The organism is Pseudomonas sp. NPDC087615 (genome assembly GCF_044743445.1).
Taxonomy (GTDB): domain Bacteria; phylum Pseudomonadota; class Gammaproteobacteria; order Pseudomonadales; family Pseudomonadaceae; genus Aquipseudomonas; species Aquipseudomonas baetica_A.
Window position 1 is genome coordinate 1 of sequence record NZ_JBIUWM010000059.1, and the last position, 26,908, is coordinate 26,908.

The following is a 26,908-nucleotide window of genomic DNA, read 5'->3' on the forward strand; positions in this document are numbered from 1 at the left end:
AGAGAACCAAAGGCCAAGCCAAAGGTGTTATTCAGTTTCATCCGTTAAATCCCCATCTGGTGATTGTGAAGCAGTCCCGCAAACCGGGGGACAACTCGGCGGCAATTCTATCAGAACTTGCCTACACGTAAGAGATATTTGCGCTGAACTAAGTTTCAGCAATGCCTGCAAATTTCTCACGTAATTTATCTAGAGCACGTTTGTACCGCATTTTTGTAGCACTCAAACCCATATGCATGATGTCTGCGATCTCCTGAAACTCCAGCTCTGCGACAAAACGTAGCACCAGAATTTCACGGTCAATCGGGTTCACATACACCAACCAGCGATCGAGCCCGCCCTTTTCTTCCGGTTTCGGCGCCTTTTCCTCAGACGCTTCTTCCAGCGGGTCAAGACTCAATGCGTCCATCAAGCGACGCTTTCGCCGTTCCTTTCGATACTGCGTAATACATTCGTTGTAAGTGATGCTGTACAGCCAGGTTTTGAACTTCGATTTCCCCTCAAAGTTCTTCAAACCATACAAAACCTTCAGCATCACTTCCTGACAGACATCGTCCGCGTCGCGATCGTTCCCAAGATATCTCGCGCAGACGTTAAATAATGTTCGCTGGTAACGCCGCATCAGTTCTTCATAAGCGCGCGTTACGTGAAAAAGCTCGGTATGCGAGCGCGCGACCAACTCCTCATCAGAGAGTTCGCGGGGGTCGTAGCGCGTGGATAGCGTATGGGCTTTATTCAAAACAAGTCGTGCCGACAGTCAGGTCAATGTCCGCCGCAACCAGCATCAGCTGGCATTTTGCGGCGGCATACATTAGCAGGGTTTGCCGGATTAGCGGCTACTCACATGCTGTTCCAGCAGGATCCGATTGGAAAGAGAGACTAGCTCACCCTCATCGGTCAGCAGTGTGGTTTTAACCGTGCCGATCTCTTCGATCTGGCCTTCGACCTCGCCAACACGCACTTGTTGCCCAACCTGATACAACTCACGCACATAGATTCCCGCAAGAATCTGACCGGCGATTTCCCGGCTTCCCAAGCCCATGGCCAGCGCAACGGCCAGACCAACGGTAATCAGAACAATGACGATCACATGGTTCAGAAGGTCGGTCTTGACCTCAAGCTGACTGATCGCGACCGAGATGCTGATGATGATCACCAGTCCCTGTGCAATTCGCCCCAATCCCGAAGCGTAGTCCAGACCTACGCCTTCTGCTGCACCGCGCACCAGCCCGTTGGCCAGTTGTGCGAGCAGAACACCTACCAGCAACACCAGCGCGGCGCCGAATACTTTCGGCAAATACAGCGCCAGGATGTCGAGCGTAGCCGAAACTCGCTCAAGCCCGAGGGATTCTGCTGCAGAAACCAGGAAAATAAGCAGAACGAACCAGTAGACGATTTTGCCAATCAGGGTCGAAATCGGTACCTGCAACCCGGCACGCGACATCAACTTGGTCAAACCGGTGCCGCCCATCAGACGGTCGAGACCCAGTTTGGCAAGCAGCTTGGACAGCAAGGTATCGAGCAGCTTCGCCACGACGAAACCCAGCAGCAGCACGACCAGTGCGCCAAACAGGTTCGGGATGAAGTTGGCGACTTTGGTCCACAACGCAGTCATTGCAGTGACGAGGCTCTGAGTCCAGAGATCAAGTTCCATATTCAATCAGCCTTATCAGCAGTGCGAGCGGTAGGTTTACGAAGACGGGAAACCGGCGAAACATGGGCCGATCCGTTGTTCAAGGCGATCATCAGCGCGGGCAGCCAGCGGCCCAGCAGGCTGAACAGATCGCCGGCGCCGACCTGGCGGTTGGCGGTTTTGAGTACGCGGCCCAGGCACGCATCGTCGTCGCGGCTGGACGGCGAAGCGTTGAGCATGTCACGCAAAGACTGTTCAAACGGATCGTGCATACGCACCTCTCGTGATGTCTGTGAAAGACGCGGGCAAATTTGGTCGGGTCACATGCGGCATCTCTATACCCAACGCAAACGGCGGAACAACCACCATTGTCCGAGGGCCACAGCGACCATCAGCAGGCAAGCCACCAGAAAGCCGTAAGGACTCCCGGAAAGCGGAATTCCACCGACGTTTATACCCAGCAGACCGGTGATAAAACTCATAGGTAAAAAGATTCCGGTGATGATCCCGAAACGGTACATCGTGCGATTCATGCGCTCGCTCAGGCGCCGGTCCTCAGCCTCCAGCACAAGCCCCACGCGCTCTCGGGTCAATTCGAGCTCTTCGAGATAACGCGTCAGGCTGTTGTTCAATTCGTTCCAGTAGTCGGCGTCGTCATCAACGAACCAAGGCAGTTTTATCCGCGTCATCTGGCCGAATATATCCCGCTGTGGCGCGAGAAAACGCTTCAGTCCAGCCGCCCTGCGACGGATGTGCAAAATGGCGCCATGATCGGGTGTATACCGTTCGTCGGCATCCATTTTTTCTTCTTCCTCATCGGCGATTTCCGAGAGGCAAGTGACCAGATCCTGCACCTTGTTGGTAAGGAACTGCGCCAGATAAAGGATCAGTTCAGAAGCGGTTTTCGGGCCTTTGCCGTCTGCCAGTTGCGCGAGCAATTCATCGGTAGCCCGCAACGGCCGCAAACGCAGGGAGATCACACGCTGGGCGCTGGCAAAAATGCGCACCGAAACCATGTCTTCCGGCTCCGCGCCCGGATTGAGATTGACCCCGCGCAAAAACAGCAACAGCTCGGCATCCGGCAACGGCAACAAACGAGGTCGAGTGTTCTCTTCCAGCAGCAGGTCGCAGGTGAATTCATTGAGACCGCTGGATTTGCGCAGCCAGGTCTGCGTTTGCGGATGACTGCGATCCCAATGCAGCCAGAGGCTTTCATGGGCCTGCAGCTGCAAATCGTCGAATTCAGTCCGGGCTATCGAACGCGCACCGCCTTTACCGTCCAGCACCAGGGCATGCACCAGCCCCCATTGCGCGTTTTCTTCCTCGAACATCCTCATCCCTTTGTCGAAAGCTTAATCAGGCATCTTCAGCGGGCTCGGCGAGATGATCACGCCGTTGTTGTCCGCATAAATGTAGTGCCCAGGGTGGAACGTCACACCGGCAAAAGTCACCGCAACGTTGAGGTCGCCAATGCCGCGTTTTTCGGTTTTCATCGGGTGACTGGCCAAGGCCTGAACCCCGAGGTCGGTCTGGGCGATAACGTCGACATCACGGATGCAACCGTAGATCACCAGCCCTTCCCAGCCATTGCTTGCGGCTTTCTCGGCGATCATGTCGCCCAGTAGTGCACGGCGCAGGGAACCGCCGCCATCGACCACCAGCACCTTGCCGTGGCCGTTGAGCTCGGCTTGTTCCTTGACCAGCGAGTTGTCTTCGAAGCATTTGATGGTCACGATTTCGCCGCCGAACGAGTCACGGCCGCCGAAATTGCTGAACATCGGTTCCAGCACCTGAACCAGCTCCGGATAGGCGTCGCAAAGGTCAGGCGTAAGGTAATGGTTCATCGAAAAACTCCTGTGAAAAGGAAGACGATCAAGGATGACGCACTCTTTTGAAACGAGTTCCGGCGGTCGCTGTTTACCTTAGTTCATGCCATGGTCGCTGAACGAACCTGAACAAACGCTGAAACGTAATAGCTAAACAGCCACCCAATATGACCAGAACCGCACAACGCGTCATATCTTAGCCGCAAGCCAAGCCGAACGAAATGCCCTTTTCAGAGCCTGCGACTCAGCCTGCAGCCGCCATATCCGGCTTCTCACCCAGCAGGGGCGCTTGCTGGTCGCTCAACCAGCGTGCAACCAGCGGCCACACTTCAGCCTGCGCAGACTTGCTCACCAACATCTCGACATGACCGAAATTTTCGCTGAAGCCCTGCTCGCGCCCCAGATTGACGAACTGTTTTTGCTCGCTACCTATCTGCTCGAACAATTTGCGACAGGCCCAGGCCGGATCCTGATGGTCCCCTACCGCACTTACCGCCAGCACAGGCACTTGAACATCCGTCAAACCGGCCCACCAATCTTTGTCCTTGTCACCAAAACGACCGAACAGGCCATACCAGCGCATGCTTTCGATCGCCAGACCGATCGGTTCGTCTTCAGGCCCACGCTTGAGACGCGAGCCCGATAGCTGGGCAAATCGCTTGAGAATGAAGCGACTGCTCCACTCCACCGGCGGGATTTTCAGCGGCCAGTACGTTCGGCTGACCTGCGTGCCAAAAAATGCCGCCGACGCCACGGCCGGCTCACCCAGGTATTCGCCGCCCAGCGCCGCCGCCAGGGTGATGCCGCCCAGCGAGTGCCCCAGCCAATGCGGAACCTGACCGCTCTGCTCGCGCACGAACGCGGCAATTGCCGGCAGATCGTATCGCGCGTAGTCAGCGACGCGATTGCGCCGGTAATCCTCGTTGCGCTGCGACAGGCCGTGACCGCGCATCTCCGGGATCCACACGTCGAAACCCAGCCGTGCCAGGTAAGCGCCCAGCCCCAGACCTTTCGGCGAAAACCAGAAGCGGCGGTTGGAAAAACTGCCGTGCAACAAAATCACCGGCACGCCCCGTACGGCCGGTTCGTCAGCCATACCCAGGCGGGTGACGGCGATTTCCACGGACCAGTCCGGGCTGTTGCCGGGTTTCAATCGATAAACATCTTCGCTCAGATCGCCGCGCCGTTCGGCGCTGATCAGGGCGACAGGAAATAGGTTGCTGCTGCTTTGCATAATGTTCTTGCACAAAAAAGGGCGGCATCCACAGGAGCCCGCCCTACTTCAATCTCAAAGCCTCGACCCGCAAAGGCAGGTCGAGGCTTCATTAACGACTTATTGGGCCGCTTGGCCTTCCGCCAGGAAGAACCAGGTTTCCAGCACGGTGTCCGGGTTCAGCGACACGCTTTCGATGCCCTGCTCCATCAGCCACTTGGCCAGATCCGGGTGATCCGAAGGCCCCTGACCGCAGATGCCGATGTACTTGCCGGCCTTGTTACACGCGGCAATCGCGTTGGCCAACAGCTTCTTGACCGCCGGATTACGCTCGTCGAACAAGTGCGCGATGATGCCCGAGTCGCGATCCAGACCCAAGGTCAGTTGAGTCAGGTCGTTGGAACCGATCGAGAAACCGTCGAAGAACTCGAGGAATTCTTCAGCGAGAATCGCGTTCGAAGGCAGTTCGCACATCATGATGACGCGCAAACCGTTCTCGCCGCGCTTCAATCCATTCTCTGCGAGCAGATCCACAACCTGGCTGGCTTCGCCAAGGGTACGCACGAACGGCACCATGATTTCGACGTTGGTCAGGCCCATCTCGTTGCGCACGCGCTTCAGCGCCCGGCATTCGAGTTCGAAGCAGTCACGGAACGATTCGCTGATGTAACGCGAAGCGCCACGGAAGCCCAGCATCGGGTTTTCTTCTTCCGGCTCGTAGAGTTTGCCGCCGATCAGGTTGGCGTATTCGTTGGACTTGAAGTCCGACAGACGCACGATGACCTTCTTCGGCGCGAACGCGGCAGCGAGGGTGCTGATGCCTTCAACCAGTTTTTCGACGTAGAAACCGACTGGATCGTCGTAACCGGCGATGCGCTTGTCGACGCTTTCCTTGATTTCCGGCGGCAGGCCGTCGTAGTTCAACAGTGCTTTGGGGTGGACGCCGATCATGCGGTTGATGATGAATTCCAGGCGGGCCAGGCCCACACCGGCGTTCGGCAATTGCGCGAAGTCGAAAGCGCGGTCCGGGTTGCCGACGTTCATCATGATCTTGAACGGCAGATCCGGCATGGCATCCACGGAGTTCTTCTTGATGTCGAAGCCCAGTTCGCCTTCGAAGATGTAACCGGTGTCGCCTTCGGCGCAGGACACGGTCACGCCCTGACCATCCTTCAACAATTGGGTGGCGTTGCCGCAACCCACGACGGCCGGAATCCCCAGTTCACGGGCGATGATCGCCGCATGGCAGGTACGGCCGCCCCGGTTGGTGACGATGGCGCTGGCGCGTTTCATCACCGGTTCCCAGTCCGGATCGGTCATGTCGGACACCAGCACGTCGCCCGGCTGGACTTTATCCATCTCGGACACGTCCTTGATGATGCGAACCTTGCCGGCGCCGATGCGCTGGCCGATGGCGCGACCTTCAACCAGCACGGTGCCGGTTTCTTTCAGCAGGTAACGTTCCATGACGTTGGCCTGAGTGCGGCTTTTCACGGTTTCCGGACGGGCCTGCACGATGTACAGCTTGCCGTCGTCACCGTCCTTGGCCCATTCGATGTCCATCGGGCACTGGTAGTGCTTCTCGATGATCATCGCCTGCTTGGCCAGCTCGCTGACTTCGGCGTCGCTCAGGCAGAAGCGCGCGCGGTCAGCCTTGTCGACATCGACGGTCTTGACCGAACGACCGGCCTTGGCCTCGTCGCCGTAGATCATCTTGATAGCTTTGCTGCCCAGGTTGCGACGCAGGATCGCCGGACGACCGGCTTCCAGCGTGCCTTTATGGACGTAGAACTCATCCGGGTTCACCGCGCCTTGTACGACGGTTTCACCCAGGCCGTAGGCGCCGGTGATGAACACCACGTCACGGAAACCGGATTCGGTATCGAGGGTGAACATCACGCCGGCGGTGCCGGTTTCCGAACGCACCATGCGCTGCACGCCGGCCGACAGGGCGACCAGTTTATGGTCGAAGCCCTGATGCACGCGGTAGGAGATCGCACGGTCGTTGAACAGCGAAGCGAACACTTCTTTGGCGGCGCGGATAACGTTTTCCACACCACGGATGTTCAGAAAGGTTTCCTGCTGGCCGGCGAACGAGGCGTCCGGCAAGTCTTCGGCGGTGGCGGAAGAACGCACGGCCACGGCCACGTCAGGGTTGCCGGCCGACAGTTCGGCGAACGCGGTGCGGATCTCGGCGTTCAGTTTTTCAGGGAATTGGGCTTCCATGATCCATTGACGGATCTGGGCGCCGGTCTTGGCCAGCGCATTGACATCATCAACGTCGAGTGCGTCGAGGGCCTTGTGGATCTGGTCGTTGAGGCCGCTCAGTTCGAGGAAGTCGCGATAGGCCTGGGCGGTGGTGGCAAAGCCGCCAGGGACCGACACACCGGCGCCTGCCAGGTTGCTGATCATCTCGCCCAGGGATGCGTTCTTGCCCCCCACATGCTCAACATCGTGTTTGCCGAGCTTATCGAGGGAAACTACGTACTCTACCAAGGTGATCTCTCCACTAACTGTGTTGGAAAAGCTCAGAAGCCGGCGGCTCGGGGGAGCGTTGGCCGGCTGTATGGCCTGGACCTGGAAAATAAGTGAGAATGCGGGCCAATGGCGGCCGGCAAATCGCGCCTATCATATCCAGAAATGCTCATAAGTGTCCTGTGCTGCCTATGCATGCCGATGTGGCGAGTGACTGTTGTTGCCAGACAAGGCGCCGCGACAAGTCATAGCTGGCTACGGCGAGGAGCGGCAACGTAGTATGGCGACAACAGGCGCCGCCACGACGGCATGCATAGGCTACACAGGACACTCACTTAAGGCCCAAGGTGCAAATGAAACGATCTGCTTTCTTTATCTCCGATGGCACCGGCATTACCGCCGAAACCCTGGGTCAAAGCCTCTTGGCGCAGTTCGAAAACATTGCCTTCAGCAAATTCACGCGCCCCTACATCGACAGCGTGGAAAAAGCGCGGTCCATGGTACAACAAATCAACAAAGCCGCTGAAACCGACGGCTTTCGCCCGATTATCTTCGACACCATCGTCAATCAGGACATTCGTGAGATTCTCGCCACCTCCAATGGTTTCATGATCGACATTTTCTCGACCTTCCTGGCGCCACTCGAGCAGGAACTGACCGAGCATTCTTCCTACACCGTCGGCAAATCGCATTCGATCGGGCACAACTCCAATTACATGGAGCGCATCGAGGCGGTGAACTTCGCCCTCGACAACGACGACGGCGCCCGCACGCACTATTACGACAAGGCCGATCTGATACTAGTGGGCGTGTCGCGTTGTGGTAAGACACCGACGTGCCTGTATATGGCCATGCAATTCGGCATCCGCGCGGCCAACTACCCGCTGACCGAAGACGACATGGAGCGCCTGACCCTGCCAGCCGCCCTGCGCGCGCACCAGCACAAGCTGTTTGGCCTGACCATCGACCCGGATCGCCTCACCGCGATTCGCAACGAGCGCAAGCCCAACAGCCGCTATTCAAGCTATGCCCAGTGCGAATTCGAAGTGCGCGAAGTGGAAAACCTGTTCCGCCGCGAAAACATCCCGAACATCAACTCCACGCATTTTTCGGTGGAAGAGATTTCGGCGAAGATTCTGGTCGAGAAAGGTGTGGAGCGGCGGTTCAAGTAGATTTGCGGTGCCTGATCTGAAGCCTTCGCGAGCTTGCTCGCGAAGAACGATTACGGGGTTTCGGTGAGTGCCTTCGCCAGCGTTTCAAAGCCGCCGAGCAACAACCCGTCATCCCCCACCGAATTACACACACTCGCCCGAATAAACTGCGGCACCGCCGCGTGCCCGACGGCGAACGCCTCGGCGGTCGCCACCAGATAGTTGTTTTCCTTCAATTCCGCTGCAATCTGCGACGCCCGCCACAGTTCAGGCACTTGCAACCAGAAATGCGGGCTGTGGATATGCGTCTTGTAGCTCAACCCCTCCAGCGCCCCCGCCACCCATGCCTTGCGCCGGCCGATCTCGCCGATCTGCTCATCCAGCAAGCGCTCGGCCATGCCGTTTTCGATCCAAAGAGCCGCCACCTCCTGGGTCAATGGATTAGCCATCCAGCAGGAACCGCGAATGGCTGAACTGATGCGCCCAATCAGCGCTTGCGGCGCATGCACATAACCCACCCGCACCCCCGCCGAAACCGCCTTGCTCAGGCTGCCGATCAACACTGAGCGCTCCGGGGCGAAATAACTCAGGGGCAGCGGACGCTGGCGATCCAGCACCGCGTGTGCTTCGTCTTCGAGGATCAGCAGATTGTGTTGGCGACAGACCTCGGCAATCGCCTGTCGTCGTGAGATCGACATGACCGCAGCCGTAGGATTCTGGATCGTCGGCGTGCAATACAGGGCGGATACCCGGTGCTGACGACAAATATCCTCCAGCGCCGAGGGCAACAGTCCTTCGTCATCCATCGCGGCACCGATCAGCTTTATCCCGAGCTGGCGTGCGACGCTGATCAATCCGGGGTAGGACAAATGCTCGGTGACAACCGTGTCACCCGCCTTGAGCAAACCCATCAACGCGCACAACAGGCCATGCTGACCGCCGTTGACGCACAGCACCTGATCGGCGTGCGGGACAAAATCCCCATGACGCAGCCATTGGGCACCCGCCGCTCGATGCCGTGGCAGTCCACCTTCAGCGGTGTATCCCGTCAACTGCTGCAAGCGGTGCGGATCACCGGCCAGTGTCTGTAGGGTTTGGCTCATCAAAGCCGTTTCCTGCCCGGGAATCGGCTGATTGCGACTCATGTCAAAGCAGGCCGGGGGCTCATCGCTGACATTGCGAAAACCCTTGTCTTGCGGCCGCTCCATCCCGCGCTGACGCACATAAGTGCCGTCTCCTACACGGGCCACGACCCATCCCACACGCTCCAGTTCGCCGTAGGCACGGCTGATGGTGCCGATGGTAACGCCGAGGCTGTCGGCCAACAGCCTGTGGGGTGGCAACTTGCAACCGGCCTCGATAACACCGGCAACGATGGCCTTCTCGACCGCGTCCGCGAGGCGTTGATACTTCACACCGACGCCATTGGCGAGGCCGTCACGGAGGATTGACACCATGGCAATACTTACTTTGACAGTCATTCCCGCCCCGAATAGCGTACTGAAAACAGGTTCAATCAGGGATAGACCTTTTCAGCAACCAGGTCAATTCCGTCGTTCGGAGCACACCGCATGTCGATCGCCCTCAGCACGCCGTTGAACGCCAGCAAACCCTGGCTCGCCGGGTTGGTCACCAGTGTGTTGTTTCTGATCGTCTGCCTGAGTTGGGGCACGACATGGCTGGGGATCAAGATTGCCGTGGAAAGTGTGCCACCCCTGACCGCCGCCGGGCTGCGCTTTCTGATTGCCTTTCCACTGTTCCTCGGCTTCGCCGTATTACGCAAAGAGCCGCTGCTGTTCCCCCGGCAGAGTCGCTGGTTCTTTGTGTTCGTCACGCTCTCGTATTTCAGCCTGCCCTACTACTTGCTCAACTATGGCGAGATACATGTGTCGTCCGGCCTGACCGCGCTGCTGTTCAGTTGCATGCCGGTGTTCATCCTGATTTTTTCTGCGCTGTTTCTGCGCGAGAAGATCCAGCCGACGCAAATGCTCGGTATCGCCATCGGTTTCGGCAGCCTGTTCATGATCATCCGCAGCCAGGGTTTGCATCTGGATCAGGCCGAATGGCTTGGTGTGCTGGCGATTTTCAGCGCGGCGATCATGCATGCGCTGTGCTACGTGATCACCAAAAAGCACGGCAGCGCGATCAGTGTGATCACCTACAACACTCTGCCCATCGGCATTGCCGGGTTGATGCTGCTGGTCGCAGGCCTTTCGCTGGAGAACCCGACATTCGCCACCATCACGCCACGCTCATGGGGCGCCCTGCTCTACCTCGGAATGGTGGCGTCGGTCGGCGGCTTTATCGTTTATTTCGTCCTGCTCAAACGCCTGAGCCCGGTCCTTCTGTCATTCGTGTTCATCATCTTTCCGGTGTTCGCCGTGATCATCGGCGCCTGGTACGAAGGCACGGAAATTTCTCGGGAGCTGATGCTGTATTCGGCTGTCCTGCTGGGCGGTTTTGCGATCACCAAGCTGCCAGCCAAGCGCTAACAATCATGCATTGAACATCGGAGGTTCAAATGTCGGTACACACCATGGAAACCCTCAGTCTTTTTAACAATGCCCCTTATCAGCGCGACTTCAGTGCCCGGGTGATCGCGGTGGTAGATCAGGCCGTCGTCCTCGAACACACGCTGTTCTATCCCACCGGTGGCGGGCAGCCGGGCGACACCGGGCACTTCAGCCTGCCGGATGGCACCCGGATCGACGTGACGGAAACGCTGCGCGACCCGTTGCTGCCGTCGATCATCTGGCACAAGGTGTCGCAATGCCCGCCTCAGCTATGCGTCGGCACCCTGCTCAACGCCAGCCTGGACTGGGCGCGGCGCTATCAACACATGAAGATGCACACCTGCCTGCACCTGCTGGGATCGATCATCAACGCACCGGTCACCGGGTGCAGCATCGGCGCGGACAAGGGCCGGCTGGATTTCGATCTGCCCCAAATGACCCTCGACAAGGACAGCCTCACGCGCGATCTCAACGCGCTGATCGAGCAGGCCATTGCGGTCACCACCCTGTCGATGCCCGCCTCGGAGTACCCCGCACTGCTGGAAAAAACCGGTAGCAAAACGGTTAAGCCACCGGCGATTCAGGGTGAATTGCGGATGGTCGAAGTGATCGGAATCGACATCCAGCCCTGTGGCGGCACCCACGTACAAAACACCCGGGAAATCGGCCGGGTGTTTTGCGAAAAAATCGAGAAGAAGAGCAGGACCAACCGGCGGGTGATCCTGCGGTTTGAATGAGCCTTAGATCACGAACAGGTCGACAAAGCGGTTCACCGCAGTCGCCTCAAGCTGCGCCTGATCCTTGCACAAGGCAAAAATCTCGCTGCTGCGCTGTCCGGTGAAGCGCGTCGCCAGGTTCGCCTTGAACTTGTCTTCGAGCAACGGAATGCCTTCGGCGCGGCGGCGACGATGGCCGATCGGATATTCCACCACTACGTTGTCGGTGCTTGAGCCGTCCTTGAAAAACACCTGCACGGCATTGGCAATCGAGCGTTTGTCGGCCTCCAGATACTCGCGAGTGAAGCGTGGGTCTTCGACGATGACCATTTTTTCGCGCAGCACATCAATGATCGGATGCGCCTTGTGAAAGTCGTCTTCGTACTGCTCGGCCACCAGATTGCCGAACGCCAACGGCACGGCGGTCATGTACTGAATGCAGTGATCGCGGTCGGCGGCGTTAGCCAGCGGCCCGACCTTGGAAATGATGCGGATCGCCGATTGGTGGGTGGTGATGACGATCCGGTCGATTTCGTGCAGACGATTGCGCACCTGAGGGTGCAACGTGACCGCCGCTTCGCAAGCTGTTTGCGCATGAAATTCGGCCGGGAAGCTGATTTTGAACAGCACGTTTTCCATCACGTAGCTGCCCAAAGGACGCGAGAAACTGAAGGCTCGCGTGCCCTCGGGCTTCAACGCCAGATCGCTGTTGGTGTGGCTGAACAGCACGTCATAAAACCCCCACTGTTTAGCGCTCAGCACGCCGGGAATACCCATCTCGCCGCGCATGGCGATGTCCGCCAAACGCACGCCACGACTCGATGCGTCCCCCGCCGCCCAGGATTTGCGCGAGCCGGCGTTCGGCGCATGCCGATAAGTGCGCAACGCCTGCCCATCGACGAACGCATGGGACAGCGCCGATAACAGTTGCTCGCGATTGGCGCCCATCAGTTTGGCGGTGATGGCGGTCGAGGCGACTTTGACCAAGATGACGTGGTCGAGTCCTACGCGGTTGAAGGCGTTTTCCAGGGCGATCACGCCCTGAATCTCATGGGCCATGATCATGGCTTCGAGCACATCGCGAATCGTCAGCGGCGCTTCAGCGTTGGCCACGCGTTTCTGCGCCAGGTGATCCGCCACCGCTAGAATCGCGCCAAGGTTGTCCGACGGATGCCCCCATTCGGCAGCGAGCCAAGTGTCGTTGTAATCAAGCCAACGCACGATGCAGCCGATGTCCCACGCGGCTTTGACCGGATCAAGTCGATAGCACGTGCCCGGTACTCGTGCCCCGAACGGCACGACAGTGCCTTCGACGAGAGGGCCAAGGTGTTTGGTGCATTCGGGGAAACGTAACGCCAGCAGGCCACAGCCCAGCGTGTCCATCAGGCAGTTGCGGGCGGTGTCGAGGGCTTCGCTGGATTCAACGTTGAAAGTGAGGACGTAATCGGCGATGTCCTGCAGGACACGGTCGTAGTCGGGGCGGTTGTTCAGATCGACGTTGGCGCTCATGTTCGATTCACTCTTGAAGTGGTTCGTTGACGGGACCTCGGTTCAGGGCTGATTTTTTGGGTTGAAATACTATCCCCTGTGGGAGCGGGCTTGCTCGCGAAGGCAGAGTGTCAGTCGACATCATTATTGCCCGGTGCGCCGCCTTCGCGAGCAAGCCCGCTCCCACAGGGTATGAAGTGTTACTTAAAAAGCGTCGCCGGGCACGCGCACGTAGCCTTCCATGAGTACCCGGGCACTGCGACTCATGATGGCCTTCTTCACCACCCACTCACCGTTTTCCAGACTGGCCTCAGCACCGACCCGCAAGGTCCCGGACGGATGGCCAAAACGCACCGCACTACGCTCAACGCCGCCCGCCGCCAGATTCACCAGCGTTCCGGAAATCGCCGCTGCGGTGCCGATCGCCACCGCGGCCGTGCCCATCATCGCGTGGTGCAACTTGCCCATCGACAAGGCGCGCACCAGCAAATCAACATCAGCCGCCGCAACCGCCTTGCCACTGGAGGCCACATAGTCCGCAGGTTTGGCCACGAACGCGACTTTCGGCGTGTGTTGACGCTTGGCCGCCTCATCCAGATTCGAGATCAGTCCCATGCGCAACGCGCCGTAGGCACGGATGGTTTCAAACATTTGCAGCGCTTTCGGATCGCTGTTGATCGCGCTTTGCAACTCGGTGCCGGTGTAGCCGATGTCTTCGGCGTTGACAAAAATCGTCGGAATGCCCGCGTTGATCATGGTCGCCTTGAACGTGCCGACACCCGGCACTTCCAGCTCATCGATCAGGTTGCCGGTGGGGAACATTGAGCCACCGCCGCCCTCTTCGTCTGCTGCCGGGTCCATGAACTCCACTTGCACTTCGGCGGCCGGAAAGGTCACGCCGTCGAGTTCGAAGTCGCCGGTTTCCTGCACCTCGCCATGGGTGATCGGCACATGAGCAATGATGGTCTTGCCGATGTTGGCCTGCCATACGCGCACCACCGCTACGCCGTTTTGCGGGATACGGCTGGCGTCGACCAAACCATTGCTGATCGCGAACGAACCGACCGCCGCCGACAGGTTGCCGCAGTTGCCGCTCCAGTCCACGAACGGCTTGTCGATGGAGACCTGACCGAACAGGTAATCGACGTCGTGATCGGCTTTGATGCTTTTCGACAGGATCACGGTTTTACTGGTGCTCGACGTGGCGCCGCCCATGCCGTCGATCTGTTTGTCGTACGGGTCGGGGCTGCCGATCACCCGCAGCAATAACGCATCGCGGGCCGGGCCGGGAATCTGCGCCGCCTCGGGCAGATCCTTGAGGCTGAAGAACACGCCTTTGCTGGTACCGCCGCGCATGTAGGTGGCGGGAATCTTTATTTGAGGTGCGTGAGCCATGGTGCTCCTTAACAAAGGCGCGGGACTTAAAATCCCACGCCCACATACGATGATTTAAACGGCAACCGACGACTCTTCGAGGAAGTCCTGAGCGAAGCGCTGCAACACGCCGCCGGCCTCGTAGATCGACACTTCTTCAGCGGTGTCGAGGCGGCATGTCACCGGCACGTCGACGCGCTCGCCGTTCTTGCGATGGATCACCAGCGTCAAGTCAGCGCGCGGCTTTCGGGCTCCTATCACGTCGTAGGTTTCGCTGCCGTCGATGGCCAGGGTGTGACGGTCGGTGCCCGGTTTGAACTCCAGCGGCAACACGCCCATGCCGACCAGGTTGGTGCGGTGGATACGTTCGAAACCTTCGGCAGCAATCGCCTCGACCCCAGCCAGACGCACGCCTTTGGCCGCCCAGTCGCGGGACGAACCCTGACCGTAATCGGCGCCGGCAATGATGATCAGCGGCTGCTTGCGTTCCATGTAGGTTTCGATGGCTTCCCACATGCGCATGACTTGGCCTTCCGGCTCGACGCGGGCCAGCGAACCCTGTTTGACCTTGCCGTTTTCCACCACCATTTCGTTGAACAGTTTCGGGTTGGCAAACGTTGCGCGTTGCGCAGTCAGGTGGTCACCCCGGTGGGTGGCGTAAGAGTTGAAGTCCTCTTCCGGCAAGCCCATTTTCGCCAGGTATTCGCCGGCGGCGCTGTCAAGCATGATCGCGTTCGACGGCGACAGGTGATCGGTGGTGATGTTGTCCGGCAGCACCGCCAACGGGCGCATGCCCTTGAGCGGACGCGCACCCGCCAACGCACCTTCCCAGTAAGGCGGACGGCGAATGTAAGTGCTCATCTCGCGCCAGTCGTACAGCGGCGTGACTTTCGGGCCGGTGTCTTCGTGGACCGCGAACATCGGGATGTAGACCTGACGGAACTGCTCCGGCTTGACCGAGGATTTGACCACGGCGTCGATTTCTTCGTCGCTCGGCCAGATGTCTTTCAGGCGGATTTCCTTGCCGTCGACCACGCCCAACACATCCTTCTCAATGTCGAAGCGGATGGTGCCAGCGATGGCGTACGCCACAACCAATGGCGGCGAGGCCAGGAACGCTTGCTTGGCGTAGGGGTGAATCCGGCCGTCGAAGTTGCGGTTGCCCGAAAGCACGGCCGTGGCGTACAGATCACGGTCGATGATCTCTTGCTGGATCACCGGGTCCAGCGCACCGGACATGCCGTTGCAAGTCGTGCAGGCGAATGCGACGACGCCAAATCCGAGTTGCTCCAACTCAGTGGTCAAACCGGCTTCGTCGAGGTACAGCGCCACGGTTTTCGAACCCGGGGCCAACGAGGATTTGACCCACGGTTTGCGGGTCAGGCCAAGCTTGTTGGCATTGCGCGCCAGAAGGCCAGCAGCAATGACGTTGCGCGGGTTGCTGGTGTTGGTGCAACTGGTGATGGCGGCGATGATGACTGCACCGTCGGGCATCTGCCCCGGCACCTCTTCCCACTGGCCGCTGATGCCTTTGGCCGCCAGATCGCTGGTGGCGACGCGGGCGTGCGGGTTGCTCGGGCCGGCCATGTTGCGCACGACCGAGGACAGATCGAAGGTCAAACCGCGCTCGTATTGCGCACCTTTGAGGCTGTCAGCCCACAGGCCGGTGATCTTGGCGTATTGCTCGACCAACTGAACCTGTTGGTCTTCGCGGCCGGTGAGTTTCAGGTAATCGATGGTCTGCTGATCGATGTAGAACATCGCCGCGGTGGCGCCGTATTCCGGGGCCATGTTGGAGATGGTTGCACGGTCGCCGAGGGTCAGCGCGGCAGCGCCTTCGCCAAAGAACTCCAGCCACGCCCCGACGACTTTCTGTTTGCGCAGGTACTCAGTCAGTGCCAGCACCATGTCGGTGGCGGTGATGCCCGGTTGCAGCTTGCCGGTCAGTTCAACGCCAACGCTTTCCGGCAGGCGCATCCACGAGGCGCGGCCGAGCATCACGCTCTCGGCTTCGAGGCCGCCGACGCCGATGGCAATCACGCCCAGCGCATCAACGTGCGGGGTGTGGCTGTCGGTGCCGACACAGGTGTCGGGGAACGCCACGCCGTCACGCACCTGGATCACCGGTGACATTTTCTCCAGGTTGATCTGGTGCATGATGCCGTTACCCGGCGGGATCACGTCGACGTTCTTGAAGGCCTTTTTGGTCCAGTTGATGAAGTGGAAACGGTCTTCGTTGCGACGGTCTTCGATGGCGCGGTTTTTCTCGAACGCGTGGGCATCAAACCCGCCCGCTTCTACGGCCAGCGAGTGGTCGACGATCAGTTGCGTCGGCACCACCGGGTTGACCTGCGCCGGGTCGCCGCCTTGCAAGGCAATCGCGTCGCGCAGGCCAGCGAGGTCGACCAGTGCAGTCTGACCAAGAATGTCGTGGCACACCACACGGGCCGGGAACCACGGGAAGTCGAGGTCGCGTTTGCGTTCGATCAGTTGCTTGAGGGAATCGGTGAGCGTGGCCGGATCGCAGCGACGCACCAGGTTTTCCGCCAGCACGCGGGAGGTGTACGGCAGGGTGTCGTAACTGCCGGTCTGAATCGCCTCGACCGCCGCACGGACGTCGAAGTAATCCAGAGGGCTGCCGGGCAGGTTCTTGCGAAATTCTGTGTTCATCGGGTCAGGACTCGGGTCACGGTAGTTTCAAGAGGTGAACATTGCACCGGCACTGAAGTGGACTCGGTCACCCGTGGGAGCGGGCTTGCTCGCGAATGCGGTGTGTCAGTCGATAGATCATTGGCTGATACACCGCATTCGCGAGCAAGCCCGCTCCCACATTGGCTCCCGGTTTAACCAGTTACCCGTGCGGCCTCACCATTCAGCGACGTTCGATTGGCACGAACTTGCGCTGTTCGACGCCGATGTACTCGGCGCTTGGACGGATGATGCGGTTGTTGGCACGCTGTTCGAACACATGCGCGGCCCAGCCGGTCAGGCGCGAGCAGACGAAAATCGGCGTGAACAGTTTGGTCGGGATGCCCATGAAGTGGTAAGCCGAGGCATGGTAGAAGTCGGCATTCGGGAACAGTTTTTTCTGCTCCCACATGGTCTTGTCGATGGCTTCGGAAACCGCGAACAACACCTTGTCACCCACTTCGTCAGCCAGTTTTTTCGACCAGCCCTTGATCACCTCGTTGCGCGGATCGCTGTCCTTATAGATCGCGTGACCGAAGCCCATGATCTTGTCTTTGCGCTCAAGCATGCCGAGGGTGCCTTTGATCGCCTCTTCGGGCGACGAGAAGCGCTCGATCATTTCCATCGCCGCTTCGTTGGCACCGCCGTGCAGTGGGCCGCGCAACGAACCGATAGCGGCGGTGACGCAGGAATACAGGTCGGACAGGGTCGATGCACAAACGCGAGCGGTGAACGTCGAGGCGTTGAATTCGTGCTCGGCGTACAGGATCAGCGAAACGTTCATCACTTTGACGTGCAGTTCGCTCGGTTTCTTGTCGTGCAACAGGTGCAGGAAGTGGCCGCCAATGGTGGGCTCGTCGCTGACGCAGTTGATGCGTTTGCCGTCATGGCTGAAGCGATACCAGTAGCACATGATCGCCGGGAATGCGGCCAGCAGACGGTCAGTCTTGTCGCACTGTTCGCTGAAGTCTTTCTCCGGTTCGATGTTGCCCAGGAACGAGCAACCGGTGCGCATCACGTCCATCGGATGAGCGTCGGCGGGGATGCGTTCCAGCACTTCTTTAAGCGCTTGCGGCAGGTCGCGCAGTTTGCTCAGTTTGCCTTGGTAGTCGGCAAGTTGCGCTTGGGTCGGCAGCTCGCCGTAAAGCAGCAGGTAAGCGACTTCTTCAAATTGCGCATCTGCCGCCAGTTCACGCACGTCGTAGCCGCGATAGGTCAGCCCGGCGCCGGCCTGGCCCACGGTGGACAGTGCCGTTTGCCCGGCCACCTGGCCCCGGAGCCCGGCGCCACTGAGTACTTTTGCTTCAGCCATTGTTTTCTCCAATCTTGAATTTGTTAGGGAGTACGGCGGCGGCTTACTTCTTCGCCGCAAACAACGCATCGAGCTTCTGCTCGAAGGTGTGGTAATCAATGCGATCGTAAAGCTCCATGCGAGTCTGCATGGTGTCGATGACATTCTGCTGCGTGCCGTCGCGGCGGATCGCGGTGTAGACGTTTTCCGCCGCTTTATTCATCGCGCGGAACGCCGACAGCGGGTACAGCACCAGCGACACGTCGGCGCCGGCCAATTGCTCGGTGGTGTACAGCGGTGTCGAGCCGAATTCGGTGATGTTGGCCAGAATCGGGGCTTTCACGCGGTTGGCGAACAGTTTGTACATCTCAAGTTCGGTGATGGCCTCCGGGAAGATCATGTCGGCGCCTGCCTCGATGCACGCGGCAGCACGATCCAGTGCCGACTCCAGGCCTTCCACCGCCAGCGCATCGGTACGCGCCATGATCACGAAGCTGTCGTCAGTGCGGGCATCGACGGCGGCTTTGATGCGGTCGACCATTTCCTGCTGGCTGACGATCTCTTTGTTTGGGCGATGACCGCAGCGCTTGGCGCCGACCTGATCCTCGATGTGAATCGCCGCCGCGCCGAACTTGATCATCGACTTGACGGTGCGCGCCACGTTGAAGGCTGAAGAACCGAAACCGGTATCGACATCCACCAGCAACGGCAGGTCGCAGACGTCGGTGATGCGGCGAACATCGGTCAGCACGTCGTCCAGGCCAGTGATGCCCAGGTCCGGCACGCCGAGCGAGCCCGCCGCCACACCGCCGCCGGACAGGTAGATCGCTTTGAAACCGGCGCGTTTTGCCAACAACGCGTGGTTGGCGTTGATCGCGCCGACCACCTGCAATGGATGCTCGCTGGCGACCGCATCGCGGAAACGCTGGCCTGGAGTGCTCAGATTGGAACTCATGACTCACCTCGTTCAGTGGCTGTCTTATCGTTGGCGCCGTCCTGGTAATGACGGGCGATATTGCGTTTCGAGGCGCCGATGTGACGGCGCATCAACAATTCCGCGAGTTCGCCGTCACGGTCGGCGATTGCATCGAGAATGCGGTGGTGTTCGGCAAAGGCCTGGCGGGGGCGATTGGGCGTGGAGGAAAACTGGATGCGGTACATGCGCACCAGTTGATAGAGCTCGCCGCAAAGCATTTGCGTGAGGGTGCGGTTGCCGCTGCCCTGGATGATCCGGTAATGAAAGTCGAAATCGCCTTCCTGCTGGTAGTAGCCAACGCCGGCCTGAAATGCCGCGTCGCGCTCATGGGTTTCGAGCACCCGGCGCAACTCGTCGATTTCTTCGACGCTCATGCGTTCAGCCGCCAAGCGGCAAGCCATGCCTTCAAGGGATTCGCGGATTTCGTAGAGTTCCAGCAATTCGGCGTGACTGAGCGACACCACCCGCGCACCGACATGCGGCACCCGGACCAGCAGGCGCTGGCCTTCCAGACGATGAATCGCCTCACGCAGCGGGCCACGACTAATGCCGTAGGTGCGCGCCAGCTCCGGCTCGGAGATTTTGCTGCCTGGGGCGATCTCGCCTTTGACGATAGCCGCCTGAATACGCCGGAAGACGTTTTCCGAAAGCGTCTCGGAATCGTCGCCGCTGATGACCGGGGGATCGAGTTGATCCAGCATGATTGTCGACACCTTCAAATCCAATGCGGCAAAAACTAGTCAATTAGCCGGCATCAGTCAAAGGATAAATAGATATTGTCGACAATCGTCTAATAACCACCCTTGGATCACCCCAAGGGTTATAGACCCGCTCGGGCGCTGGCGCCATAAAATCACCGTGCTAGAATGCCGCCCGCATTTGCTGGCCATTTGTACGGCTTGTCATAAAAAGCTGATAGGCACACGAAGGGGCTTGCGCAAGTTTTGCCAAGGACCTGAACCGAAAACGGAACGCTGCGCACCAGGATTTATGAGACTCAAGCCTTTCCCCACATTTTTTGCTCTGTTTTGCCTGCCCGGGCTTGCCGCCGCGGGAGAAAAAACCGTGTACGGCCTCAACGAATACGCCTCGTTGGATGGCATCAATCTGCAAGTCGCGGCCAAACTCGATACGGGCGCTAAAACCGCCTCGCTGAGTGCCCGCGACATCAAACGCTTCAAGCGCGACGGTGAATCCTGGGTACGTTTCTACCTGGCGATCGACGCCGCGCATTCGCACCCGATCGAACGACCGCTGGCCCGGGTCAGCAAGATCAAGCGCCGCGCCGGCGACTACGACCCGGAAGAAGGCAAGAAGTACACCGCCCGCCCGGTGATCGAGCTGGATATCTGCATGGGCACGGCGATGCGCAGCATCGAAGTGAACCTGACCGACCGAAGTGCGTTCCAATATCCGCTTTTGATCGGCTCCGAAGCCTTGAAACGTTTCGATGCGCTGGTCGACCCGAGTCTTAAATACGCTGCCGGCAAACCCGCCTGCACCATCGCCGCTCATACCGCCGAGTAATTTCCATGCGTTCTCTAACCTTTCACCTGAAAATCCTGATCACCATTCTGGTGTTGCTGGGCGTTTCGGTTACGGCCTATCAGATTTTCGTGCTCGGCATTCCGGTGACCGAAGACGCCACCGACGATTTGTGGAACATCGATGCCAAGGTCGAGTTCGTCGCCAGTGCCAAGGATCCGGTCAAAATCCAGATGTTCGTGCCGCCCCTGAGCCGCGATTACGTCAGCCTCAACGAGAGCTTCATCTCCAATAACTACGGCGTGGCCGTGAACCGCGTCGATGGCAACCGCAAGGTGACCTGGTCGGCGCGCCGGGCCAAGGGCAACCAGACCCTGTATTACCGCTTGGTGCTGACCAAGCGTTACACCTCGGAAAAATCCAAGATCAAAGGCCCGACCTTCCGCGACAGCATTGCGGTCGAAGGCCCGGAAAAAATCGCCGCCGAAGCACTGCTCGCGCCGATCCGCCAACACTCGGCCGACGTCGAAACCTTCATTGGCGAGGCGATCAAACGCGTCAACAACCTCAACGATGACAACGTGAAACTGCTGCTGGCGGGCGATCCATCCACCGCGCACAAAGCCAAAATCGTCGAACTGTTGCTGTCTATCGCGCACGTTCCGGTTGAAAAAGTCCACACCATCCGACTGGTTGCCGATCAGCCACAAAGCCCTGAACTGTGGCTGCGCAGTTTCAATGGCAACGACTGGCTGTACTTCAACCCGGAAACCGGCGAACAAGGCCTGCCAAGCGACCGCCTGCAGTGGTGGACCGGCGATGAGAACCTGATCACCATCGACGGCGGCAAGAAAGCCAACGTGACCTTCAGCCTGAACAACAGCGAGATGAATGCGATTCGTCTGGCCAAGCTGACCGACGAAAACACTGACGCCAACTTCCTCGAATACTCGCTGTATGGCCTGCCGCTGCAAACCCAGCAAACCTTCATGATCATGGTGATGATCCCGATTGGCGTGCTGGTGATCCTGATCCTGCGCAACCTGATCGGCCTGCAGACCCTCGGCACCTTCACCCCGGTACTGATCGCCCTCGCCTTCCGCGAAACTCAGTTGGGCTTCGGCATCATCCTGTTCACCGTGATTACCGCGCTGGGCCTGTCGTTACGTTCTTATCTGGAACATCTGAAACTGCAAATGCTGCCGCGCCTGTCGGTGGTGCTGACCTTTGTCGTGGTGTTGATCGCGGCGATCAGTCTGTTCAGCCATAAGCTCGGCCTGGAGCGCGGCCTGTCGGTGGCACTGTTCCCGATGGTGATTTTGACCATGACCATTGAGCGCCTGTCGATCACTTGGGAAGAACGTGGCGCAAGTCACGCGATGAAAGTGGCCATCGGCACGCTGTTCGCCGCGTCGCTGGCGCACTTGATCATGACCGTGCCTGAGTTGGTGTACTTCGTCTTCACCTTCCCGGCGATCCTCCTGATCATGGTGGGTTTCATGCTGGCAATGGGTCGCTATCGCGGTTATCGCCTGACCGAGCTGGTGCGTTTCAAGGCGTTCGTGAACAAGGCTGATCACTGATGTTCGGTTTCTGGAAGACCTGGAAGGCCCTGGAAGCCCGGGGCATCATGGGCATCAATCGCCGCAACGCGGACTATGTGCTCAAGTACAACAAGCGCAGTCTGTACCCGATCGTCGATGACAAGATCATCACCAAGGAGCGCGCCATCGAGGCCGGTATTCAAGTGCCAGAGCTGTATGGCGTGATCTCCACCGAGAAGGAAATCGACAAGCTCGGCGAGATCATCGACGGGCACACCGACTTCGTGATCAAACCGGCCCAAGGCGCCGGCGGCGACGGCATTATCGTGATTGCAGACCGTTTCGAGGGACGCTATCGCACGGTGTCGGGCAAGATCCTTGCCCACGAGGAGCTGGAGCATCACATCTCCAGCATCCTCACCGGCCTGTATTCGCTAGGCGGCCATCGCGATCGCGCGCTGATCGAATACCGCGTCACCCCGGACCAGATCTTCAAGAGCATCAGCTACGAAGGCGTGCCGGACATCCGCATCATCGTGCTGATGGGTTATCCGGTGATGGCGATGTTGCGCCTGCCAACCCGTCAGTCCGGCGGCAAGGCCAACCTGCACCAGGGCGCCATCGGTGTTGGAGTCGACCTGGCTACGGGCCTGACACTGCGCGGCACCTGGCTGAACAACATCATCGCCAAACACCCGGACACCACCAACGCGGTGGACGGCGTGCAACTGCCCTACTGGGACGGTTTCATGAAACTCGCCGCTGGCTGCTACGAGCTGTGCGGTCTGGGTTATATCGGCGTGGACATGGTGCTCGATCAGGAAAAAGGCCCGCTGATTCTCGAGCTGAACGCGCGGCCGGGGCTGAACATCCAGATCGCCAACGACTGCGGGCTGACGTTGCGTACCCACGCGGTGGAAGCGCGGCTGGAAGAGCTGAAGGCCCGTGGCGTGACGGAGTCGGTTGAAGAGCGGGTGGCGTTTACTCAGGAGATGTTTGGGCATATTCCTGCGGTAGAGGGCTGATCACCCTGTCCATGATCGTTCCCACGCTCTGCGCGGGAACGATCAGCCCCACAACCTGCCAATCCCCGACATCCCCTCTAGGAGCAATTCCCGCAGAGGACTACAATCCCCACCCCGCCTCAATGGCCGATCTGCCCCGCCCATGCTGACCTGTTCCGTACACCCTCTGCCCTACCGCGCCAATCCCGCCGGATACTTCGCGGTAATCCGCAACGCCCCCGGCGCCGTGCTGCTCGACAGCGGCCGGCCGAGTGCCGACCGTGGCCGTTATGACGTGCTCAGCGCTTGGCCGCTGGAACAACTGGCGGTGTGGCCGGACGAAAGCGGCAGCCATTTCCTCCAGCGTCTGCGCGACAATCTGGAGCGTTTGGGCGAAGCGCAATTGCCGGCGCCTTATGAGTTGCCATTCGCCGGCGGTCTGATCGGTTACCTGAGTTATGACTTCGGCCGGCATCTGGAGAGTCTGCCGAGTCAGGCTCGCGATGATCTGCAATTACCGGATGCGCGTTTCGGCGTGTACGCTTGGGCACTGATCAGCGATCACCACGCGGCCACTAGCCAATTGGTGTTTCACCCGTCACTGGCCAGCAGTGAAAAACAGCGGCTGATTGCGCTTTTCAGTGAGCCGATGACGGGCTCGTTGACGCCGTTCAAACTGAACCAGCCGATGAGCCCCGACCTCTCGCCAGACGACTACCGTCAGGCGTTCGAACGCATTCAGCATTACATTCAGGCCGGCGACTGCTATCAGGTCAACTTCGCCCAGCGCTTTCGCGCGCCGTGCCAAGGCGATCCATGGCTGGCCTATTGCGCGTTGCGCGAAGCCTGCCCGACGCCTTTTTCCGGTTTCCAGAGCCTGCCCGACGGCGCTGCAGTGCTGAGCCTGTCACCGGAGCGCTTCGTCAAAGTCAGCCAGCGACAGGTCGAAACCCGCCCGATCAAGGGCACCCGCCCCCGCGGCCTGACGCCTGCCGAAGACGCCGCAAACGCCGCTGAGCTGCTGGCCAGCCCGAAAGATCGCGCGGAAAACCTGATGATCGTCGACTTGCTGCGCAACGATCTCGGCCGCACCTGCCGTATTGGCTCGGTGCGGGTGCCGGAGTTGTTCAGCCTGGAAAGCTATCCGAATGTGCATCACCTGGTCAGCAGCGTGACGGGCGAACTGGCGCAGGATCGCGATGCACTGGACCTGATCGCCGGCAGCTTCCCCGGTGGCTCGATCACTGGTGCGCCGAAGATTCGGGCGATGCAGATCATCGACGAACTGGAGCCAACCCGTCGCGGCTTGTATTGCGGCTCGTTGTTGTATCTGGACGTGCGCGGCGAGATGGACAGTTCCATCGCGATCCGCAGTTTATTGGTCAAGGATGGGCAGGTGTGCTGCTGGGGTGGCGGCGGGATTGTCGCGGACTCGGCCTGGCAGGCTGAGTATCAAGAGTCGATTACCAAAGTGAAGGTTCTGCTCCAAACCCTGCAAAACCTCTAAAAGCCTCGCGAGCAAGCCCTCTCCCACAGGAGAATGCATTCCAACGTGGGGGCGGGCTTGCTCGCGAAAGCGTCAGGCCAGACGACTAAAGGCTCAAATCCCGGTTAGACGCCTTGAGAAATGCCTGCTTCAACTCGGCGAACGTATGCACCGCCGGGAACTGCGGAAACTCGCGAATCACATTGTCCGGTGCGTGGAACAGAATCCCGGCATCCGCCTCGCCCAGCATCGTCGTGTCGTTGTACGAATCACCCGCCGCAATCACCCGATAATAGAGGCTCTTGAAAGCCAGAACCGACTGGCGCTTGGGGTCCTTCTGACGCAACTGATAGCTGCTCACCCGGCCGCTGTCGTCAGTGATCAGACGATGACAAAGCAAGGTCGGGAAGCCCAGTTGACGCATCAGCGGCTGGGAGAACTCATAGAAAGTGTCCGAAAGAATCACCACCTGGAAGCGCTCGCGCAGCCAGTTGACGAACTCCACTGCGCCATCCAGCGGCTTCAGCGTGGCGATCACCTCCTGAATATCCGCCAGCTTCAAGCCATGCTCATCGAGGATGCGCAGACGCTGCTTCATCAGCACGTCGTAGTCGGGAATGTCCCGAGTGGTGGCCTTGAGGGATTCGATTCCGGTTTTTTCGGCGAAGGCGATCCAGATTTCCGGCACCAACACCCCTTCAAGATCCAGGCAAGCAATTTCCACAAGACACTCCCGTTTGTATTGATTATTGAGTCGAGCGAGCCCGAACTCTAGCGACTCCCCCCCAAGCGCGCAACGCACAGGACGCCCCAAGCGCCGCCGCTTTTTGTTAACATCGCCGCCATATAGAGCGCCCAGCGCCACCGACCTGTAGGAAGCCGCCCTGATGAGCCCAACGTTCGATGTCGTGGAACTCGCCACGACCTATGCCAACAAATCCGCTCAAGACATCCTGAAACTCGCGTTTGCCGAGTTTGGCGATGATCTCTGGATATCTTTCAGCGGCGCCGAGGATGTGGTGCTGGTGGACATGGCCTGGAAGCTGAACAAGAACGTCAAGGTGTTCAGCCTCGATACCGGCCGCCTGCACCCGGAGACCTATCGCTTCATCGATCAGGTGCGCGAGCACTACAAGATCGACATCGAACTGGTCTCGCCGGACTATACGAAACTCGAACCGTTCGTGAAGGAAAAAGGCCTGTTCAGCTTCTACAAGGACGGCCATGGCGAATGCTGCGGTATCCGCAAGATCGAACCGTTGCGCCGCAAGCTGTCCGACGTCAAAGCCTGGGCCACCGGCCAGCGCCGTGACCAGAGCCCGGGCACCCGCAGCGCCGTGGCGGTGATGGAAATTGACAGCGCGTTCTCCACGCCGGAGCGCACCCTGTACAAGTTCAATCCCCTCGCGCAGATGACCAGCGAAGAGGTCTGGGGTTACATCCGCATGCTGGAACTGCCGTACAACAGCCTGCATGAGCGCGGCTTCATCAGCATCGGCTGCGAACCGTGCACCCGCCCAGTGCTGCCAAACCAGCACGAGCGTGAAGGCCGCTGGTGGTGGGAAGAAGCCACTCAGAAAGAATGCGGGTTGCATGCCGGGAATATCATCAGCAAGGCGTAACCCACACCTTTGCATCCAGTGACATCCCCACATTTGTTATATGGCACCCTTCGAAAACGTGTACACACAACTGTCACCATCAGTGCCATTTATGTGTGCACTTTTCATTTCGGCGCCCTGAAAAGTTACATCCCGCCTGCAAAGCCCTCCCTTTTGATGTCAGCCGAAATCTTGCACCAACGATAAATACCTGTTCAATCGGTCAATTTATATCCACTGAATTTCAGACACTTAGTCCCGTTCGATAACTTTTCGAAATGAGAGACCCATTCCATAGATCAACAACTGGCACAAATCTGGCTTTAGTGCATACATGTTTTGTATACAAAACTGCAAAACATACACACTTTCGATCCGCAAGCCTGAAGCGCCCTATCCCGTACAGGCTGCAGATGCCCCGTAACCAGTGATGGTTCACTGCCG

The 26,908-nt window shown here is 59.1% G+C and carries 23 protein-coding genes; 8 read left to right on the forward strand and 15 right to left on the reverse strand.

Annotated elements, in window-relative coordinates:
• Positions 1 to 148: 148 nt before the first annotated feature.
• The 7 genes from sigX to ppsA form a co-directional block, all read right to left on the reverse strand.
• A complete protein-coding gene (gene sigX, locus ACIOU6_RS23150; RefSeq protein WP_166222309.1) occupies positions 149 to 739 on the reverse strand; it encodes an RNA polymerase sigma factor SigX in 591 nt (196 codons plus the stop codon).
• Between the two features lie 90 nt (positions 740 to 829).
• Positions 830 to 1,654 carry a mechanosensitive ion channel family protein gene (locus ACIOU6_RS23155; protein ID WP_221733929.1) on the reverse strand — a complete coding sequence of 275 codons (825 nt, stop codon included), beginning with the start codon at positions 1,652 to 1,654 and terminating at the stop codon, positions 830 to 832.
• A 2-nt stretch (positions 1,655 to 1,656) separates the two neighbouring features.
• Positions 1,657 to 1,905 (reverse strand): hypothetical protein, encoded by a 249-nt coding sequence (locus ACIOU6_RS23160; RefSeq protein ID WP_008076827.1) that lies wholly within the window; start codon positions 1,903 to 1,905, stop codon positions 1,657 to 1,659.
• 63 nt (positions 1,906 to 1,968) lie between these two features.
• Positions 1,969 to 2,964, reverse strand: a complete 996-nt coding sequence (locus ACIOU6_RS23165; RefSeq protein ID WP_401139014.1) for a zinc transporter ZntB — start codon at positions 2,962 to 2,964, stop codon at positions 1,969 to 1,971.
• A 21-nt stretch (positions 2,965 to 2,985) separates the two neighbouring features.
• On the reverse strand, positions 2,986 to 3,477 hold the full coding sequence (gene rraA, locus ACIOU6_RS23170) for a ribonuclease E activity regulator RraA (RefSeq protein ID WP_221733931.1): 492 nt from the start codon (positions 3,475 to 3,477) through the stop codon (positions 2,986 to 2,988).
• 226 nt (positions 3,478 to 3,703) lie between these two features.
• Entirely contained in the window at positions 3,704 to 4,693 is a 990-nt protein-coding gene (locus tag ACIOU6_RS23175) for an alpha/beta fold hydrolase (RefSeq protein WP_221733932.1), read from the reverse strand.
• 99 nt (positions 4,694 to 4,792) lie between these two features.
• Complete coding sequence (gene ppsA, locus ACIOU6_RS23180; RefSeq protein WP_221733933.1) at positions 4,793 to 7,168, reverse strand: phosphoenolpyruvate synthase; 2,376 nt, start codon at positions 7,166 to 7,168, stop codon at positions 4,793 to 4,795.
• A gap of 332 nt (positions 7,169 to 7,500) precedes the next feature.
• On the opposite strand from ppsA, the gene ACIOU6_RS23185 reads away from it, so the two are divergent.
• Positions 7,501 to 8,319, forward strand: coding sequence for a pyruvate, water dikinase regulatory protein (locus ACIOU6_RS23185; RefSeq protein WP_221733934.1), 819 nt, complete (start codon positions 7,501 to 7,503; stop codon positions 8,317 to 8,319).
• 50 nt (positions 8,320 to 8,369) lie between these two features.
• On the opposite strand, the gene ACIOU6_RS23190 is transcribed toward ACIOU6_RS23185, so the two are convergent.
• A complete protein-coding gene (locus ACIOU6_RS23190) occupies positions 8,370 to 9,779 on the reverse strand; it encodes a PLP-dependent aminotransferase family protein (RefSeq protein ID WP_401139015.1) in 1,410 nt (469 codons plus the stop codon).
• Between the two features lie 90 nt (positions 9,780 to 9,869).
• Between ACIOU6_RS23190 and ACIOU6_RS23195 the strand changes: the two genes are divergently transcribed.
• Together ACIOU6_RS23195 and ACIOU6_RS23200 are read left to right on the forward strand one after the other, a co-directional pair.
• Positions 9,870 to 10,790 carry a DMT family transporter gene (locus ACIOU6_RS23195; RefSeq protein WP_221733936.1) on the forward strand — a complete coding sequence of 307 codons (921 nt, stop codon included), beginning with the start codon at positions 9,870 to 9,872 and terminating at the stop codon, positions 10,788 to 10,790.
• Positions 10,791 to 10,819: 29 nt separating this feature from the next.
• Positions 10,820 to 11,548 carry an alanyl-tRNA editing protein gene (locus ACIOU6_RS23200; RefSeq protein WP_221733937.1) on the forward strand — a complete coding sequence of 243 codons (729 nt, stop codon included), beginning with the start codon at positions 10,820 to 10,822 and terminating at the stop codon, positions 11,546 to 11,548.
• Between the two features lie 3 nt (positions 11,549 to 11,551).
• Here the strand turns inward: ACIOU6_RS23200 and prpD are convergent, their stop codons facing one another.
• From prpD to ACIOU6_RS23230, 6 genes are all read right to left on the reverse strand, one after another.
• Positions 11,552 to 13,036, reverse strand: coding sequence for a 2-methylcitrate dehydratase (gene prpD, locus ACIOU6_RS23205; protein ID WP_221733938.1), 1,485 nt, complete (start codon positions 13,034 to 13,036; stop codon positions 11,552 to 11,554).
• A 183-nt stretch (positions 13,037 to 13,219) separates the two neighbouring features.
• Positions 13,220 to 14,410: a 2-methylaconitate cis-trans isomerase PrpF gene (prpF, locus tag ACIOU6_RS23210; RefSeq protein ID WP_401139016.1), complete on the reverse strand. Its 1,191-nt coding sequence runs from the start codon at positions 14,408 to 14,410 to the stop codon at positions 13,220 to 13,222.
• A 54-nt stretch (positions 14,411 to 14,464) separates the two neighbouring features.
• Positions 14,465 to 17,059, reverse strand: coding sequence for a Fe/S-dependent 2-methylisocitrate dehydratase AcnD (acnD, locus tag ACIOU6_RS23215; RefSeq protein WP_401139017.1), 2,595 nt, complete (start codon positions 17,057 to 17,059; stop codon positions 14,465 to 14,467).
• A gap of 202 nt (positions 17,060 to 17,261) precedes the next feature.
• Positions 17,262 to 18,389: a 2-methylcitrate synthase gene (gene prpC, locus ACIOU6_RS23220; protein WP_401139018.1), complete on the reverse strand. Its 1,128-nt coding sequence runs from the start codon at positions 18,387 to 18,389 to the stop codon at positions 17,262 to 17,264.
• A 43-nt stretch (positions 18,390 to 18,432) separates the two neighbouring features.
• Entirely contained in the window at positions 18,433 to 19,323 is an 891-nt protein-coding gene (gene prpB, locus ACIOU6_RS23225; RefSeq protein ID WP_221733942.1) for a methylisocitrate lyase, read from the reverse strand.
• Complete coding sequence (locus ACIOU6_RS23230; protein WP_221733954.1) at positions 19,320 to 20,042, reverse strand: GntR family transcriptional regulator; 723 nt, start codon at positions 20,040 to 20,042, stop codon at positions 19,320 to 19,322. Before ACIOU6_RS23230 ends, prpB begins: the two co-directional genes overlap by 4 nt.
• Positions 20,043 to 20,334: 292 nt before the next feature.
• Between ACIOU6_RS23230 and ACIOU6_RS23235 the strand changes: the two genes are divergently transcribed.
• The 4 genes from ACIOU6_RS23235 to pabB all read left to right on the forward strand — a co-directional run bounded on the left by ACIOU6_RS23235 (position 20,335) and on the right by pabB (position 24,884).
• On the forward strand, positions 20,335 to 20,871 hold the full coding sequence (locus ACIOU6_RS23235) for an ATP-dependent zinc protease (protein WP_221733943.1): 537 nt from the start codon (positions 20,335 to 20,337) through the stop codon (positions 20,869 to 20,871).
• Positions 20,872 to 20,876: 5 nt separating this feature from the next.
• A complete protein-coding gene (locus ACIOU6_RS23240; protein WP_401139019.1) occupies positions 20,877 to 22,412 on the forward strand; it encodes an inactive transglutaminase family protein in 1,536 nt (511 codons plus the stop codon).
• Positions 22,412 to 23,398 (forward strand): alpha-L-glutamate ligase-like protein, encoded by a 987-nt coding sequence (locus ACIOU6_RS23245; RefSeq protein ID WP_221733945.1) that lies wholly within the window; start codon positions 22,412 to 22,414, stop codon positions 23,396 to 23,398. The genes ACIOU6_RS23240 and ACIOU6_RS23245 overlap by 1 nt, the downstream gene beginning before the upstream one ends.
• A 142-nt stretch (positions 23,399 to 23,540) precedes the next feature.
• Positions 23,541 to 24,884, forward strand: a complete 1,344-nt coding sequence (gene pabB, locus ACIOU6_RS23250; RefSeq protein ID WP_401139020.1) for an aminodeoxychorismate synthase component I — start codon at positions 23,541 to 23,543, stop codon at positions 24,882 to 24,884.
• Between the two features lie 85 nt (positions 24,885 to 24,969).
• On the opposite strand, the gene thrH is transcribed toward pabB, so the two are convergent.
• On the reverse strand, positions 24,970 to 25,587 hold the full coding sequence (thrH, locus tag ACIOU6_RS23255) for a bifunctional phosphoserine phosphatase/homoserine phosphotransferase ThrH (protein WP_401139021.1): 618 nt from the start codon (positions 25,585 to 25,587) through the stop codon (positions 24,970 to 24,972).
• Positions 25,588 to 25,750: 163 nt separating this feature from the next.
• On the opposite strand from thrH, the gene ACIOU6_RS23260 reads away from it, so the two are divergent.
• Positions 25,751 to 26,485: a phosphoadenylyl-sulfate reductase gene (locus tag ACIOU6_RS23260; RefSeq protein ID WP_401139022.1), complete on the forward strand. Its 735-nt coding sequence runs from the start codon at positions 25,751 to 25,753 to the stop codon at positions 26,483 to 26,485.
• Positions 26,486 to 26,908: the final 423 nt, after the last annotated feature.

Excerpts from the sequence above, each read along its gene's own strand:
- ACIOU6_RS23155 (WP_221733929.1), bottom strand. The coding sequence starts at position 1,654 with ATGGAACTTGATCTCTGGACTCAGAGCCTCGTCACTGCAATGACTGCG.
- ACIOU6_RS23200 (WP_221733937.1), top strand. The coding sequence starts at position 10,820 with ATGTCGGTACACACCATGGAAACCCTCAGTCTTTTTAACAATGCCCCT.
- ACIOU6_RS23260 (WP_401139022.1), top strand. The coding sequence starts at position 25,751 with ATGAGCCCAACGTTCGATGTCGTGGAACTCGCCACGACCTATGCCAAC.
- ACIOU6_RS23235 (WP_221733943.1), top strand. The coding sequence starts at position 20,335 with ATGAGACTCAAGCCTTTCCCCACATTTTTTGCTCTGTTTTGCCTGCCC.
- ACIOU6_RS23190 (WP_401139015.1), bottom strand. The coding sequence starts at position 9,779 with ATGACTGTCAAAGTAAGTATTGCCATGGTGTCAATCCTCCGTGACGGC.
- prpD (WP_221733938.1), bottom strand. The coding sequence starts at position 13,036 with ATGAGCGCCAACGTCGATCTGAACAACCGCCCCGACTACGACCGTGTC.
- ACIOU6_RS23165 (WP_401139014.1), bottom strand. The coding sequence starts at position 2,964 with ATGTTCGAGGAAGAAAACGCGCAATGGGGGCTGGTGCATGCCCTGGTG.
- prpC (WP_401139018.1), bottom strand. The coding sequence starts at position 18,389 with ATGGCTGAAGCAAAAGTACTCAGTGGCGCCGGGCTCCGGGGCCAGGTG.
- ACIOU6_RS23175 (WP_221733932.1), bottom strand. The coding sequence starts at position 4,693 with ATGCAAAGCAGCAGCAACCTATTTCCTGTCGCCCTGATCAGCGCCGAA.
- rraA (WP_221733931.1), bottom strand. The coding sequence starts at position 3,477 with ATGAACCATTACCTTACGCCTGACCTTTGCGACGCCTATCCGGAGCTG.
- ACIOU6_RS23195 (WP_221733936.1), top strand. The coding sequence starts at position 9,870 with ATGTCGATCGCCCTCAGCACGCCGTTGAACGCCAGCAAACCCTGGCTC.
- pabB (WP_401139020.1), top strand. The coding sequence starts at position 23,541 with ATGCTGACCTGTTCCGTACACCCTCTGCCCTACCGCGCCAATCCCGCC.
- prpF (WP_401139016.1), bottom strand. The coding sequence starts at position 14,410 with ATGGCTCACGCACCTCAAATAAAGATTCCCGCCACCTACATGCGCGGC.
- ACIOU6_RS23245 (WP_221733945.1), top strand. The coding sequence starts at position 22,412 with ATGTTCGGTTTCTGGAAGACCTGGAAGGCCCTGGAAGCCCGGGGCATC.
- acnD (WP_401139017.1), bottom strand. The coding sequence starts at position 17,059 with ATGAACACAGAATTTCGCAAGAACCTGCCCGGCAGCCCTCTGGATTAC.
- ACIOU6_RS23160 (WP_008076827.1), bottom strand. The coding sequence starts at position 1,905 with ATGCACGATCCGTTTGAACAGTCTTTGCGTGACATGCTCAACGCTTCG.
- ACIOU6_RS23240 (WP_401139019.1), top strand. The coding sequence starts at position 20,877 with ATGCGTTCTCTAACCTTTCACCTGAAAATCCTGATCACCATTCTGGTG.
- ACIOU6_RS23185 (WP_221733934.1), top strand. The coding sequence starts at position 7,501 with ATGAAACGATCTGCTTTCTTTATCTCCGATGGCACCGGCATTACCGCC.
- prpB (WP_221733942.1), bottom strand. The coding sequence starts at position 19,323 with ATGAGTTCCAATCTGAGCACTCCAGGCCAGCGTTTCCGCGATGCGGTC.